The 13551-nt window shown below is 71.4% G+C and carries 16 protein-coding genes and 1 pseudogene; 11 read left to right on the top strand and 6 right to left on the bottom strand.

The window, feature by feature from the left end; genetic code table 11:
- Positions 1-351 carry a hypothetical protein gene (locus tag ACVDFE_RS33895; RefSeq protein ID WP_458433361.1) on the bottom strand — a complete coding sequence of 117 codons (351 nt, stop codon included), beginning with the start codon at positions 349-351 and terminating at the stop codon, positions 1-3.
- Here ACVDFE_RS33895 and ACVDFE_RS33890 point away from each other — a divergent pair.
- The 3 genes from ACVDFE_RS33890 to ACVDFE_RS33880 are packed head-to-tail and all read left to right on the top strand — an operon-like array spanning position 341 to position 2685.
- The gene (locus ACVDFE_RS33890; protein WP_458433360.1) at positions 341-631 is read left to right on the top strand and encodes a hypothetical protein; all 291 of its coding nucleotides are present in this window, start codon (positions 341-343) and stop codon (positions 629-631) included. The genes ACVDFE_RS33895 and ACVDFE_RS33890 overlap by 11 nt on opposite strands.
- A gap of 10 nt (positions 632-641) precedes the next feature.
- Entirely contained in the window at positions 642-1991 is a 1350-nt protein-coding gene (locus ACVDFE_RS33885; protein ID WP_360386981.1) for a replication-associated recombination protein A, read from the top strand.
- Between the two features lie 58 nt (positions 1992-2049).
- Positions 2050-2685, top strand: coding sequence for a maleylpyruvate isomerase N-terminal domain-containing protein (locus ACVDFE_RS33880; RefSeq protein ID WP_458433359.1), 636 nt, complete (start codon positions 2050-2052; stop codon positions 2683-2685).
- Positions 2686-2782: 97 nt separating this feature from the next.
- On the opposite strand, the gene ACVDFE_RS33875 is transcribed toward ACVDFE_RS33880, so the two are convergent.
- Both ACVDFE_RS33875 and ACVDFE_RS33870 read right to left on the bottom strand, forming a co-directional pair.
- Entirely contained in the window at positions 2783-2989 is a 207-nt protein-coding gene (locus tag ACVDFE_RS33875) for a GNAT family N-acetyltransferase (RefSeq protein ID WP_458433358.1), read from the bottom strand.
- Between the two features lie 13 nt (positions 2990-3002).
- Positions 3003-3236 (bottom strand): annotated as a pseudogene (locus ACVDFE_RS33870) (GNAT family N-acetyltransferase); the annotation flags it as partial.
- A gap of 426 nt (positions 3237-3662) precedes the next feature.
- Here ACVDFE_RS33870 and ACVDFE_RS33865 point away from each other — a divergent pair.
- The 8 genes from ACVDFE_RS33865 to ACVDFE_RS33830 all read left to right on the top strand — a co-directional run bounded on the left by ACVDFE_RS33865 (position 3663) and on the right by ACVDFE_RS33830 (position 11094).
- Positions 3663-4067: a DUF948 domain-containing protein gene (locus ACVDFE_RS33865; RefSeq protein ID WP_360386989.1), complete on the top strand. Its 405-nt coding sequence runs from the start codon at positions 3663-3665 to the stop codon at positions 4065-4067.
- Positions 4064-4333, top strand: coding sequence for a hypothetical protein (locus tag ACVDFE_RS33860; protein WP_166046713.1), 270 nt, complete (start codon positions 4064-4066; stop codon positions 4331-4333). The genes ACVDFE_RS33865 and ACVDFE_RS33860 overlap by 4 nt, the downstream gene beginning before the upstream one ends.
- A 56-nt stretch (positions 4334-4389) precedes the next feature.
- Entirely contained in the window at positions 4390-7059 is a 2670-nt protein-coding gene (alaS, locus tag ACVDFE_RS33855; protein ID WP_360386992.1) for an alanine--tRNA ligase, read from the top strand.
- The gene (gene ruvX, locus ACVDFE_RS33850; RefSeq protein WP_458433357.1) at positions 7046-7534 is read left to right on the top strand and encodes a Holliday junction resolvase RuvX; all 489 of its coding nucleotides are present in this window, start codon (positions 7046-7048) and stop codon (positions 7532-7534) included. Before alaS ends, ruvX begins: the two co-directional genes overlap by 14 nt.
- A complete protein-coding gene (gene mltG / locus ACVDFE_RS33845; RefSeq protein WP_360386998.1) occupies positions 7531-8736 on the top strand; it encodes an endolytic transglycosylase MltG in 1206 nt (401 codons plus the stop codon). Before ruvX ends, mltG begins: the two co-directional genes overlap by 4 nt.
- Positions 8736-9554 carry a shikimate dehydrogenase gene (locus ACVDFE_RS33840; protein WP_458433356.1) on the top strand — a complete coding sequence of 273 codons (819 nt, stop codon included), beginning with the start codon at positions 8736-8738 and terminating at the stop codon, positions 9552-9554. The genes mltG and ACVDFE_RS33840 overlap by 1 nt, the downstream gene beginning before the upstream one ends.
- A 16-nt stretch (positions 9555-9570) precedes the next feature.
- Positions 9571-10038, top strand: a complete 468-nt coding sequence (locus ACVDFE_RS33835) for a DUF6985 domain-containing protein (RefSeq protein ID WP_458433355.1) — start codon at positions 9571-9573, stop codon at positions 10036-10038.
- Positions 10039-10146: 108 nt separating this feature from the next.
- Positions 10147-11094: an IS481 family transposase gene (locus tag ACVDFE_RS33830; protein WP_458429237.1), complete on the top strand. Its 948-nt coding sequence runs from the start codon at positions 10147-10149 to the stop codon at positions 11092-11094.
- Positions 11095-11129: 35 nt separating this feature from the next.
- Here the strand turns inward: ACVDFE_RS33830 and ACVDFE_RS33825 are convergent, their stop codons facing one another.
- From ACVDFE_RS33825 to ACVDFE_RS33815, 3 genes are read right to left on the bottom strand one after another with little or no spacing between them, the layout of a single operon-like run.
- The gene (locus ACVDFE_RS33825; protein WP_360387007.1) at positions 11130-11516 is read right to left on the bottom strand and encodes a hypothetical protein; all 387 of its coding nucleotides are present in this window, start codon (positions 11514-11516) and stop codon (positions 11130-11132) included.
- Entirely contained in the window at positions 11513-12856 is a 1344-nt protein-coding gene (locus ACVDFE_RS33820) for a sensor histidine kinase (RefSeq protein ID WP_458433354.1), read from the bottom strand. Before ACVDFE_RS33820 ends, ACVDFE_RS33825 begins: the two co-directional genes overlap by 4 nt.
- 10 nt (positions 12857-12866) lie before the next feature.
- Positions 12867-13541 carry a response regulator transcription factor gene (locus ACVDFE_RS33815; protein WP_458433353.1) on the bottom strand — a complete coding sequence of 225 codons (675 nt, stop codon included), beginning with the start codon at positions 13539-13541 and terminating at the stop codon, positions 12867-12869.
- Between the last annotated feature and the right edge of the window lie 10 nt (positions 13542-13551).

Below are 13551 nucleotides of genomic sequence, written 5' to 3'. Positions count from 1 at the left end.
TCACGAATTGGCAGTGGTCCCGAGCTCGGCACGGGCGCGGTGAGGGCTCATCGCGCGCATGCCCGCGTCAGTGCAACGGCGCACCACCACCGGTTGTTGACGCAGGAGCCGCAACCCGCGGCGGACCAGCACCGGCACCGGCTTGCGGGCCTCGGCCACGTCCCTGGCGAACCGCCGGGCGAACGTCACCGGCGCGCTGGGCGCGAGCACGATCGCGTCCCTGAGCACCCCGGCCTTCCGCGCGCCGTCGACCAGCAGGTCGGCGAACAGTCCTTCCGCGACGAACGCGGGCGCGTCGCCCAGCTCGATCGTCTGCCAGCCCGTTCTGCGGTCCTCGCCGATGGAGTACACCGGCGCCTGGACCGTGCCGGTCGTGGAGAAGCTCGACCACGGCGGCCAGTGCGGCGCCGGCGTTCCACGACCCGACGTCGTCCCAGTCGGCACGGCCGTGGTCGTCGCGGGGGAGCAGCGGGTCGTCGCCGTCGCGGTAGAAGTCGTCGAGGCGCAGCACCGGCCAGCCGAGGTGGGCGGCCAGCGTCGACTTGCCGGAGCCGGACGGGCCGGCCAGCAGGACGGCCCTGGGAGCGGGCACTGGGATGGGCACGAGGGGCAATCCTCGCACACGGGTTAGGCTCGAACGCATGAGCGAAGGTCTGTTCGACGAGGGCCTGTTCGGCGCGACCGACGAGGAGAAGGCCGAGCGCATCGCGGCCAACGCCCCGCTGGCCGTGCGGATGCGCCCCGCCTCACTCGACGAGGTCGTCGGACAGGACCACCTGCTCGGTCCCGGCGCGCCGCTGCGCCGCCTGGTCGAGGGCGCCACGCCCGCGTCGGTGATGCTCTACGGCCCGCCCGGCACCGGCAAGACGACGCTCGCCACGCTGGTGTCGAGGGCGACCGGCCGCCGGTTCGTCGCGCTGTCGGCGTTGTCCGCGGGCGTGAAGGAGGTCCGCGCGGTCATCGACGAGGCCCGGCGCCGGCTGGTCCGCTCGCGCGAGTCGACCGTGCTGTTCATCGACGAGGTGCACCGGTTCTCCAAGACCCAGCAGGACGCCCTGCTCGGCGCGGTCGAGGACCGGATCGTGCTGCTCGTCGCGGCCACCACCGAGAACCCGTTCTTCTCCGTGGTGTCCCCGCTGCTGTCGCGGTCGCTGGTGCTGCAGCTCAGGTCGCTGACCGACGAGCACGTGCGCACGGTCGTGGAACGCGCGGTGGCCGACGAACGCGGCCTGGGCGGTTCGGTCGTCGTGGAACCCGACGCGCTGGCACACCTGGTCCGGCTGGCCGGCGGTGACGCCCGCCGGTCGCTGACCGCGCTGGAGGCCGCGGCGGACTCGGCGCTCGCGTCCAACGACGGCGTGATCACCCTGTCGCTGCTGGAGTCCACTGTGGACAAGGCTGCGGTGCGCTACGACCGCGACGGCGACCAGCACTACGACGTGACGTCGGCGTTCATCAAGTCGATCCGCGGCTCGGACGTGGACGCCGCGCTGCACTACCTGGCCCGCATGATCGAGGCGGGCGAGGACCCGCGGTTCATCGCGCGCCGCCTGGTGATCCACGCCAGCGAGGACGTCGGCATGGCCGACCCGACCGCACTGCAGACGTGCGTCGCCGCCGCCCAGGCCGTGCAGCTGATCGGCCTGCCCGAGTGCGCCCTGAACCTCGCCCAGGCCACCATCCACCTGGCGACCGCGCCGAAGTCCAACGCCGTGACCACAGCGATCTACGCCGCGATCGAGGACGTCCGCAAGGGAGCCACCGGTGCGGTGCCCGCGCACCTGCGCGACGGCCACTACGCGGGTGCGGCCAAGCTCGGCAACGCCCAGGGTTACCGCTACCCCCACGACGTGCCGGAAGGCGTGCTCCAGCAGCAGTACGCGCCGGACGACCTGGTGGGCCGCGACTACTACGAGCCGACCGGCCGCGGCGCCGAACGCGCCGTCGCCGACCGCCTGCCCAAGCTGCGCAGGGTCGTGCGGGGCGGGTGATCCGCGAGTGCGGCGGAACCGGTGCCCGCCAACGGGATCCGGCGGTAGCGTCGGACGCATGACGATCACCGACGACTTCCTGGCCACCGCGCGCCAGGTGCTGACGTTGCTGCGCACCCCTCAGGTCGCCGACCACTGGAACGACCCGAGCGCGCTGCCGGAGTTCGGCGTCAGCGGTCTCGCCGGCCACATCGCCTACCAGGTCCTGCCGTTGCCGGGCATGCTGGAGGCGCCGGCGGAGGACGTGCCCACCGTCCCGCTGATGGAGCACTACGCGCGCGCGGGCTGGACCGAGCTCGACGTCGACTCCGAGTTCCACACGCGCATCCGCGACGGCGGCGAGCACGTGGCCTCCGGCGGCCACGCCGACCTGTGCGACCGCTTCGAGCAGACCGTGGCGGCATTGCCGGAACTGCTGGCGGCGGCCGGCAACCGCCCCGTCCGCATGCCGCACTGGGGCCCGTGGGCCGTGCTGCTGGACGACTACCTGCCCAGCCGCGTGATGGAGTTCGTCGTGCACGCGGACGACTTGGCCGTGAGCGTCGGCGTGGACACCCCGGAGTTCCCGCGCCACGTGCACGAGACCGTCATCGACCTGTTGTCGCGCTTGGCCCTGAACCGCCACAGGGGCATCGACATCGTGCGCGCGTTCAGCCGCGGGGAACGCGCCTCGCAGGACATCACCGCGTTCTGAGCAGGTTGCCCGATGCTGTGCCTTCAACGCCCCGAGGTCCCGCCCCTGGCTACTGGCGTCTGCAAGGAGGGGGCGGGCGAGACTGCTGGCCAGGGGCTCAGCGCTTGCACACCATCAGCACCGCGACCTTGTTCGGCATCATGACCTCGTCCTTGACGACGAACCCGCCGGCCTCGAACGAGCGGATGGCACGCGTGTTGCTGATGTCCGGCTCCATCACGATGCGCGTGCAGTGCGGATCGGCCTCGAACAACGCATCGGCCAGGTGGGGGAGCAACGCGCGCACGAGCCCGCGGTCGGTCATCGCGAGCTTCTCCCACCGCCAGCCGCAACCCGAGGTCGTGCGGCCGCACCGGGTAGCAGCCGCCCACCACGTCCCGCGCCGCGCGGTAGACCTCCGCGTAGATCACCGGCCGCCCGTGCCACCCGACCAGCACGGGCCGCACGTCGTCCCCGGCGAGTTGCCCGCGCAGCTCCTCCTCCCACCCCGGCAACGACCACGCCTTGCGCCAGTAGGCCGCCACGTGCGGCGCCTGGTGCCAGCGGTGCACGAGGTGCAGGTCGTACCCGTCGGGCCGGACGAGCCGCACCTCCCAGGGTGCGCTCAGCCCGGGAACCGGCGGCGCGCCCGCCGTGGCCTGCCGCCGGTACGAGTCGAGGTGGGACACCGGCTTCACAGGGCCTCCAGCGATAACCAACTAAGGGTTGCCTTACTTCATCCGCGCAGGGTCGCCGTGTCAAGCCCTGTGTGACCGCAATTTCACAGGCAGTGACGGCGCGCGTCAATGTGGTCCCAGCATCTCATTTGGGTCGAACCGACCGTGGCCGCCGCGCCGCTCCCGCCCGCGGTCCGCCTCACCCGCCCCTTCTCCCCGCCACCCCATGAAGATCAACAAAAGGTGCCGCCCGATCAGGTGTCGGACCCACCCGGTAATCTCCTCGCCAACCAAGCCAAACGCCGGTCACCAGGAGGATCCGTGTCGCCAGGGCAGATCGCAGCGCTGGTCGCCGCCGGTGCGTTCGTGCTGCTCGTGCTCGTGCTGGCGATCGTGGCGGTCAAGGCAGCGCGGTTCTTCGACGAGGCCACGGTCGCGATGCGCAAGGCGCACGAGAACACCGACCCGTTGTTCACCGAGGCCAACACGACGTTGACGCACGTGAACACGCAGCTGGAGCGGGTCGACGGGATCACGGCCAACGCCCGCGCGGTCACCGGCAACGTCTCGGCGCTCACCAGCCTGTTCACCGCCACGCTGGGCGGTCCGCTGGTCAAGGCCGCCGCGCTGTCCTACGGCGTGAGCAAGGCCGTCAAGGCGCGCCGCCGGGCCGCCGAGCAGCCGAACAAGCACACCAAGCGCCGCCTGAAGCGAGGTGCGAGGTGAGCCGCCTCTTCTGGTTCGGGCTGGGTGCCGCGGCCGGGCTCTTCGCCGCGAAGAAGGCCGCCGAGGTCACAAAGCAGGCGACTCCCGCTGGTATCGGGGCTAACGTGGGTGAAGGCCTGCGCGAGCTCGCCGGCGCCATCGGGTCCTTCGGGGCCGAGGTGCGGGCGGGCATGGCCGAACGGGAGCAGGAGTTGCAGGAGACCGTGGAGCGGCAGACGGGGTTCACGCCGGGGCGTCGAGCGCCCAGGGCGAACGGGAAGCACTGACCGTTCGCCTCCTAAGCGCGCCCTGACCACTCCCCGCGACACACCGAGGAACTCCCGTGCAGACCCACGAGATCATCAAGCGTTTCCGCGAGCACTTCGAACGCAACGGGCACAAGTACATCCCGTCGTCCTCGCTGCTGCTCGACGACCCGAACCTGCTGTTCGTCAACGCCGGCATGGTGCCGTTCAAGCCGTACTTCCTCGGCGAGGCCCCACCGCCCGCCTCGCGGATGACGAGCATCCAGAAGTGCGTGCGCACGCCGGACATCGACGAGGTCGGCAAGACCACGCGCCACCTGACGTTCTTCCAGATGGCCGGCAACTTCTCGATCGCCGACTACTTCAAGGAAGAGGCCATCCGCCTCGCCTGGACCCTCGTCACCGGCTCGGTCGACGAGGGCGGCTACGGCTTCGACCCCGAGCGCATCTGGGTCACGGTCTACCAGGACGACGACGAGGCCATCGAGCTGTGGCAGAAGATCGCCGGCCTGCCGACCGAGCGCATCCAGCGCCGTGACGGCAAGGACAACTACTGGGACATGGGCGTGCCCGGTCCCGGCGGCCCCTGCTCGGAGATCTACTTCGACCGCGGTCCCGAGTACGGGCAGGAGGGCGGGCCCGTCGTCGACGAGGACCGCTACCTGGAGATCTGGAACCTGGTCTTCATGCAGGACGTCCGCGGCGAGCTGAGCCCCAAGGAGGGCCACAAGCCGGTCGGGTCGCTGCCGAACAAGAACATCGACACCGGCATGGGCGTCGAGCGCGTCGCCTACCTGCTGCAGGGCGTCGACAACGTCTACGAGACCGACCTCGTGCGCGCCGTCATCAACAAGGCCGAGGAGCTGTCGGGCCGCAAGTACGGTGCCAACGAGGTCGACGACGTGCGCTTCCGCGTCATCGCCGACCACGCCCGCAGCGGTGTGCTGCTGGTCGGCGACGGCGTCACGCCCGGCAACGAGGCCCGCGGCTACGTGCTGCGCCGCCTGCTGCGCCGCATCATCCGCAGCAGCCGGCTCCTCGGCGTCACGGAGCCGGTGCTGCAGCAGTACGCCGAGGTCGTCCGCGACTCGATGGGCCCGGCCTACCCCGAGCTGGTCAGCGGGTTCGCCCGCATCCAGCAGGTGGTGAAGGCCGAGGAGGACACGTTCCTGCGCACCCTCGACGCCGGCTCGCGGATCTTCGAGAACGCCGCCGCCGAGGTGAAGTCCGACGGCCGCGCCACGCTGCCCGGCGACCGCGCCTTCCAGCTGCACGACACGTACGGCTTCCCGATCGACCTCACCCTGGAGATGGCCGCCGAGGCCGGCCTGTCCGTGGACGAGGACGGGTTCCGCAAGCTGATGGCCGAGCAGCGCGCCCGCGCCAAGGCCGACGCCGCCGGCAAGAAGACCGGCCACGGCGACCAGACGGTGTACCGCGAGCTGCTGGAACAGGGCCCGACCGAGTTCACCGGTTACTCCGAGCTGGCCTCCGAGGCCACGCTGCGCGGCATCGTCCTCAACGGCCAGCGGGTCAAGAGCGCCAAGGAGGGCGACATCGTCGAGGTCGTCCTCGACCGCACGCCGCTCTACGCCGAGTCCGGTGGCCAGGAGTCCGACGCCGGCACGATCGTCACCGGCAACGCCGAGCTCGAGGTGCTCGACGTGCAGAAGGTCGCCCGCAAGCTGTGGGTGCACCAGGTGCGCGTCGTGAACGGCGAGGTCAGCGAGGGCGAGCACGTCGAGGCCCGCGTTGACCCGGAGTGGCGCGTCGGTGCCCGCCAGGGCCACTCGGGCACGCACGTCGTGCACGCCGCCCTGCGCCAGGTGCTCGGCCCGTCGGCCCTGCAGAGCGGTTCGTACAACAAGCCCGGCTACTTGCGCCTGGACTTCGCCTGGACCGGTGGCCTGTCCGCCGAGGCCCGCAGCGAGATCGAGGAGGTCTCGAACCTCGCCGTGCGCAAGGACCTGCCCGTCGCCGTGGTCTACACCGACATGCAGGGCGCCCAGGACATGGGTGCCGTGGCCCTGTTCGGCGAGACCTACGACGAGACGGTCCGCGTCGTCGAGATCGGCGGCCCCTGGTCGCGCGAGCTGTGCGGTGGCACCCACGTCGAGCACTCGTCGCAGATCGGCCCGATCACCCTGCTGGGCGAGTCCTCGGTCGGGTCCGGCGTGCGCCGCCTGGAGGCCTACGTCGGCATCGAGGCCATGCGGTTCCTGGCCAAGGAACGCGCCATCGTGCAGAACCTCGCCGACATGCTGAAGGTCGGCTCCGACGGCCTGCCCGAGCGGATCGAGTCCCTGGTCGAGCGGCTGAAGACCGCCGAGAAGGAGCTCGAGAAGGTGCGCGCCGCCCAGCTGCTCGGCAACGCCGGGTCGCTGGCCGACAAGGCCTTGGACGTGCGCGGGCTGTCGCTGGTGGCCCTCGGCCTGGAGGGCGTGTCGGGCAACGACCTGCGCACCCTCGGTGGCGAGGTCCGCAACCGGCTGGGCGCCAAGCCCGGTGTGGTGGCCCTGTTCTCGGTCGACGGCGACAAGGTCAGCTTCGTGGTGGCCACGACGGCCGCCGCCCGTGACCTGGGCCTGGCCGCCGGCAAGCTCGTCCCGGTGTTCGGCCCGGCCATCGCCGCCCGCGGTGGCGGCAAGCCGGACCTCGCCCAGGGCGGCGGCACGAACCCGGCCGGCGTCCAGGAGGCCATCGCGGCCCTCACCGGCGAACTGGACAAGGTGCTTGAGCAGCGCTGACGTCGCCGGCGTCGACGATCCGGGCCTGGGTCGCAGGCTCGGCGTCGACGTCGGATCGGTTCGCGTGGGAGTGTCCCTGAGCGATCCGGGTGCGTTCCTGGCGACTCCGCTGGTCACCCTGCAGCGGGACGAGAAGCGCGGCTCCGACCTCACGGAGCTCGTACGTCTCGTGGCCGAGCATGACGTGGTCGAGGTCGTGGTCGGCCTGCCGAAGACCCTCGCCGGTCGGCACGGTCCGGCAGCCGAGGCGGCGACCGCGTACGCTGCCGCCTTGGCCGCGCGCGTGGCCCCGGTGCCGGTCCGGTTGAGCGACGAACGGCTGACGACCGTCGTGGTGAGCCGGGTGCTGGCGCAGCGCGGTGTGAAGGGCAAGAAGCAGCGTGCCGTGGTCGACCAGGCCGCCGCGGTCGAGATCCTGCAGTCTTGGCTGGACGCACGGGCACGAGCGGTATCCGCCCGAAAGGATGAGGCGTGAGCGACGATCTCGGGTTGTTCGATCGCGACGTCGACGAACGACGTGCCGCGAAGAGGGACAACAGCGCGGCCCGCAAGGCGAAGAAGCGCAAGAAGACCGTGCTGTGGCTGGTCGTCGCGCTGATCCTCGCCGTGGGCATGGGCGGTGCCTACTACGGCTACAGGGAGCTGCGCGGCATCGGCTCGTTCGAGGACTACCCCGGCGCGGGTGAGGCCGACGCCATCGTCGAGGTGAAGGACGGTGACGTGGTGAGCGTCATCGCCACGAGCCTCTACGAGGGCGGCGTCGTCGCCTCGCCGCGCGCGTTCACCGAGGCCAGCAAGAACGACGCCCGCGTGACGACCATCCAGCCCGGCTTCTACCTGATGAAGACGAAGATGTCGGGCGCCACCGCGGTCGCGAAGATGATCGACCCGAAGACCCGCGTGCCCGCCGTGCAGATCATCGGCGGCGTGAAGCTCGCGGACATCAAGGTCGGCGACAAGACCGTCAAGGGCATCTTCTCCCAGCTCGCCGACGCGAGCTGCACGGAGAAGGACGGCGTGAAGAAGTGCCTCACGCCCGAGGAGATCCGTGCTGCCGCCGAGACCACCGACCCGGTCGCGCTGGGCGTGCCCGACTGGGCGGTCACCGACGTGAAGCGCGCGGAGCCCGCCTTCCGCCTCGAAGGCCTGATCATGCGCGGCGTCTACCAGGTCAAGCCCGGTTCGTCCGCGGTCGAGCTGATCCGCAGCGTCGTCGTCGCCTCCGCCCAGAAGCTCCAGAGCATCGGCATCCCCGGCGGCACCGTCAACACCGGCTTCCGCCCGTACCAGGTGCTGGTCATGGCCTCCCTGATCGAGAAGGAAGCCATCGAGAAGGACTTCGGCAAGGTGTCGCAGGTGATCTACAACCGGCTGAAGAAGCCGATGCCCCTGCAGTTCGACTCGACGGTCAACTACAAGCTCAACCAGCCGCACATCCGCACGTCGGACTCCGACCGCAACGCCTCGGGCCCGTACAACACCTACGTCACGCCCGGTCTGCCGCCGACCCCGATCGGCTCGCCGAGCGTCGAGGCGGTCCAGGCGGCGATCAAGCCGGAGCCCGGCAACTTCGAGTACTTCGTGAAGTGCGACAAGAACGGTGACTCGTGCTTCTCGGTCACCTACCAGGAGCACCAGGTGAAGGACCAGAAGGCGCGAGCAGAGGGCGTCTACTAGTGCGCAGGGCGGCCGTGATCGGGTCTCCGATCACCCACTCGCTGTCCCCGGTCCTGCACAACGCGGCGTACGCGTTCCTCGGGCTCGACCTGGAGTACGGCCGCGTCGAGTGCGACGAGGCCGGGGTGCCCGCGCTGGTGTCCTCGCTGGGCCCGGAGTGGGTGGGCCTGTCGTGCACGATGCCGACGAAGCGCGCGGCGCTGGCCTTCGCGTCCTCGGTGACCGACCGCGCGGTGGCCGTCGGTGCCGCGAACACGCTGGTGCGCACCGGCTCCGGCTGGCACGCCGACTGCACCGACGTGGACGGTGTCGTGGGGGCGTTGCGGGAGAAGGGTTTCCCCGGCGGCACGCGCGGTGTCGTGCTCGGCGCCGGCGGCACGGCCACGGCCGCGCTGGCGGGTCTCTCCGACCTGGGTGTGCGGTCGGTCTCCCTGGTGGTGCGCGATCCTTCGCGTGCGGGGGAGGCCGTCGCGTGCGCCGCCCGGCTCGGTGTGGCGGTCGACGTGCTGCGGCTGTCCGAAGTGGACCTGGGCGGGCTGGCGGCGGCGTCGGACGTGCTGGTGTCGACGGTGCCGGCCGAGGCGACGGCGGCGCTGGCGGCGGAGCTGGCACGGGCGCCGTTCGTGCTGGACGTGATCTACCACCCGTGGCCGACACCCGTCGCGGTGGCCGTGGAACGGGCCGGAACGGCGTTGGCGACGGGCCTGGACATGTTGCTGCACCAGGCCTTCGGGCAGGTGGAGCAGTTCACCGGCGAGGTGGCGCCGCGGGACGTGATGCGCAAGGCGCTGGCAGCGGAGCTCGCGGCCCGTTCCTGACCGCTAGCATCGACGGGTGGACATCCCCGGTCTCGGTCCGGTCACCGCGGACACCGAAGGCTACGGCCTGATCAGCGCACCGGTCGCGGTGCGGGTGCTGGGAACGACGGCGCCGGTGCGGCTCGACGGGTGGTACGAGGACGACCCCGGCAAGGACGAGTGGCACGCGGCCGTCCGCGCCTTCCTCGCACTGGACGAGCGCGCCAGGGACGCGGCGGCAGCGGCGGTGTTCGAGTACTACCGGGAGCGGGCCGAGGCCGTGGCCGAGGAGGACCTGCTGCCGATCGACGAGCCCGCGGACGTCTGGGCGCACGTCGACCTCAGCCGGAGCGTGCCGACCGTGCTGCGCGACGACGAGGACGGGCCGGTGTACGTGTCGATCGAGGCCGAGTGCGCCTGGGAACCGGAGCACGGCCTGCAGCTGGTGTTCCGCGGCGGCACCGAGGTCACCAAGGCCGGTCCGTACGACGGCCACCTGACCTAGGTGTAGTGACTAATCAGGTTGTTGACGGCGTGTCGGGTTGAACATGGGAGGACCTCCGGGCGGAGTGGATGTGTCTGACGCATCCCATCGGCACACGGAGGTCCTCGCGTGCACAGTAACGCCCGCACCACGATCCATGCCCGCAGGCTGATCGTGACCCGCCGCGCGGCCGGGTGGTCACCGGCGTGCATCGCCGAGCAGCTCGGCATCTCCCGCGCCACCGTGCACAAGTGGCTGGCCCGCTACCGGCGTGAAGGCGACGCGGGCCTGGCCGATCGCAGCTCGCGTCCGCACCGCAGCCCGGCCCGCACACCGGTCGAGGTCGAGGACCGCATCCTGGCCGTGCGGCGGGAGACGCGGCGGGGCCCGGTGCACCTGTCCGGCCTGCTCGGGCTGCCGGCCTCCACGATCGGCCGGGTCCTGCGCCGCCGCGGCGAGCCCGCGCTGGCCGCGGCCGACCCGATCACCGGTCTGCCGGTGCGGCGTCGCCACAGCGGCATCCGCTACGAACGCCCCCGGCCCGGCGACCTGCTGCACGTCGACGTCAAGAAACTCGGGCGCGTGCCCGACGGCGGCGGCTGGCGGGTCCACGGCCGCAGCGAAGCCGTGCGCGGCCGCGGTATCGGCTACGACTATCTGCACGTCGCGGTCGACGACCGCACCCGCATCGCCTACGTCGAAGCACTGCCCGATGAGAAAGACCGCACCTGCGCGGGCTTCCTGCACCGGGCGGTGGCCTGGTTCCGCGACCAGGGCGTCGTGGTGCTGCGGGTGCTCACCGACAACGCCAAGGTCTACCGCGTCGGCAGCACCTGGGCAGCGGTCTGCGTCGCGCTGGGCATCCGCCGCCGATTCACCAAACCCCGCTGCCCCTGGACCAACGGCAAAGCCGAACGCTTCAACCGCACCCTGCAAACCGAGTTCGCCTACGCCCGAGCCTGGACCGGCAACAACCACCGCCTGGCCGCCCTGCCCAGCTGGGTCCACCACTACAACACACGACGCGCCCACACCGCCCTCGGCGGCCAGCCACCCATCACCCGACTGACCGCCTAGACATCAACAACGTCACGAATCAGTACACCTAGGTCCTAGGGGCAGTCGAACCCGCTGGGCAGCCCGTTCACCGACGCCCCGTTCGCGTACGCCGTGCAGAACAGCTGATACGCCGCCAGCCTCGTCAACGGCAGCATGTCGGTGGGCAGCAGGATGAGGTTCGAGACGGTCAGCACCGGCTGCGCCGTCTTCGGCACCTCCGTCCGCAGCCCGAGCTTCGCCTCCTCGTCGGTCAGCCCCGCGATCAGCGTCGTGATCGCCGTCGTGTTGTCCACGTGCCCGGTGTGCGACCGCGTGCGCCGCACCAGGTCCGTGCCGTCGGAGGACACGAAGTAGACCGTCATCTCGCGCACGGACACCGTCGGTGCCGCCGGGCCCGGCAGCACCGGCGTCGGCCGCACCCCGCACCCGGCCAGCGTCACCAGGGCAGCCGCAACGTGAAGACCGCGCCACCGGACGGCGCGTTGGCGGCCTCGATCGTGCCGCCGTGCAGGCGCGCGTTCTCCCATGCGATCGCCAATCCCAGCCCGCTGCCCTCGGAACGGGAGCGGGCCGTGTCTGCCTTGTAGAAGCGGTCGAAGATGTGGGGGAGTGCGTCCGGTGGGACGCCGGGGCCGCTGTCGGCCACCTCGATCACGCCGGGGCGCACGGACACCGTCACGGGGGCGCTGCCGTGCCTGAGGGCGTTGCCGACGAGGTTGGCCACGACGACGTCGAGCCGACGGCGGTCCACCCGTCCCGTCACGCCGGCGGGCAGCGACGCCTCCACCGACGAGGTCCAGCCCCGTGCGGCCAGGCTGTCGGAGACGGCGGTGCCGATGTCCCACTCGTCGAGCTCCAGCACGTTGCGGCCCTCGTCGAAGCGGGAGATCTCCATCAGGTCGTTGACCAGCCTGGTCAGCTTGCGGGTCTCCGCGGACACCAGCCGCGCCGCGACCGCCGTGTCCTCCGGCAGCGCGTCGGCGTCCTCGTCGAGCACGCCCGTCACGGCGTTCATCGCGGTCAGCGGTGTGCGCAGCTCGTGCGACACGTCCGCCACGAACCGCCGGGACGCCGCCTGGGAGGCCTCCAGCTGTTCGGCTGCCCTGTTGAACGTCCGCGCGAGCTCGGTCAGCTCGTCGGCGCCGCGTTCCTCGACGCGCGTGTCCAGCCGCCCCGCGCCCAGGGCCCGTGCCGCCGCGCCCAGCCGCCGCACCGGCCGCAGCACCCCCTGGGCGGTCAGCAGGGCCAGGCCGAGCGCCAGCGGCAGCACCAGGGCCACGCCGAGCCACGCCGCCTGGGCGAAGCTGTCGATCGCGCGTGCCGGGCCGCCCAGCGAGCTGTACGCCCACACCTCGACCCCCGTGGGTTCGCCGGACGGTTGCAGCAGCGGGATGCCGATCACCACGTACGGGTCGGCGCGGTCCGTCCGCCGTTGCCACTGCACGGTCCTGCTGGTCTTGAGCGTCTCGCGCAGCTCGGCGGGCACGAAGTCCAGCGCGCTCCCGGACCGCGACCGCATCCCCTGGTACACGACCACGGACGAGCTGCGCAGGTACGTCGCCATGTCGTCGAGGTCCTGCTGGGTCGGCGGCACGGCCACGCGGGGCGCGTAGTCGCGGACCTCCTCGACCAGCGGGTTCATGAACCCGTCCTGCGCGTCCGACAGCAGCAGGCTGCGGGCGTTGGCGTACGACAACCCGGCGGCGGCGACCGCACCCAGCAGCGTCAGCAGTGCGAACGCGGCCATCAAGCGCGGTTTGAGGCCGCGGAGGAACTTCACGCGCACGACGTCAACGAGGGCCGAAGCGGTAGCCGAAGCCGCGGACGGTGTGGATGTAGGCGGGCTCGGAGGGCACGTCCTCGATCTTGGCCCTGACCCGCTGCACGCACGCGTCGACCAGCCGCGAGTCACCGAGGTAGTCGTGCTCCCAGACGGCTTCGAGGATCTGCTGGCGGGTCAGCACCCGGCCGGGCGTGCGGGACAGCTCCAGCACCAGCTTCAGCTCGGTGGGCGTCAGCGCGACCTTCACGTCGTCCTTGCGCACCTCCAGGCCTGCCCGATCGATCACCAGCGAGCCGTGCCGTTCGGCGTTGGCCGGCTCGGAGACCGTCCGCCGCAGCACCGCCCGGATCCGCGCCTCCAGCACCCGCGGCTCGACCGGTTTCACGACGTAGTCGTCCGCACCCGCCTCCAGGCCCGCGACCACGTCGAAGTCGTCGCCGCGCGCGGTGAGCACGATGATCGGGACCTCGGCCTGGCCGCGCATCCGGCGGCACGTCTCGAAGCCGTCGATGCCCGGCAGCATGATGTCGAGGACCACGATGTCGGGGCGGGTCTCGCGGAGCCGTTCCACGCCCTCCTCGCCCGTAACGGCCGCGCGGACGTCGTGTCCCTGGCGGCGCAGCGCCAAACCGAGCCCTTCGCGCACCGCGGGGTCGTCCTCGACCAGCAAGACCATCGCCACGGACGCCATT

It is taken from the genome of Lentzea chajnantorensis (assembly GCF_054300775.1).
The sequence above is the reverse complement of the archived record's forward strand: the minus strand, read 5'-3'. Positions and strand labels throughout refer to the sequence as shown.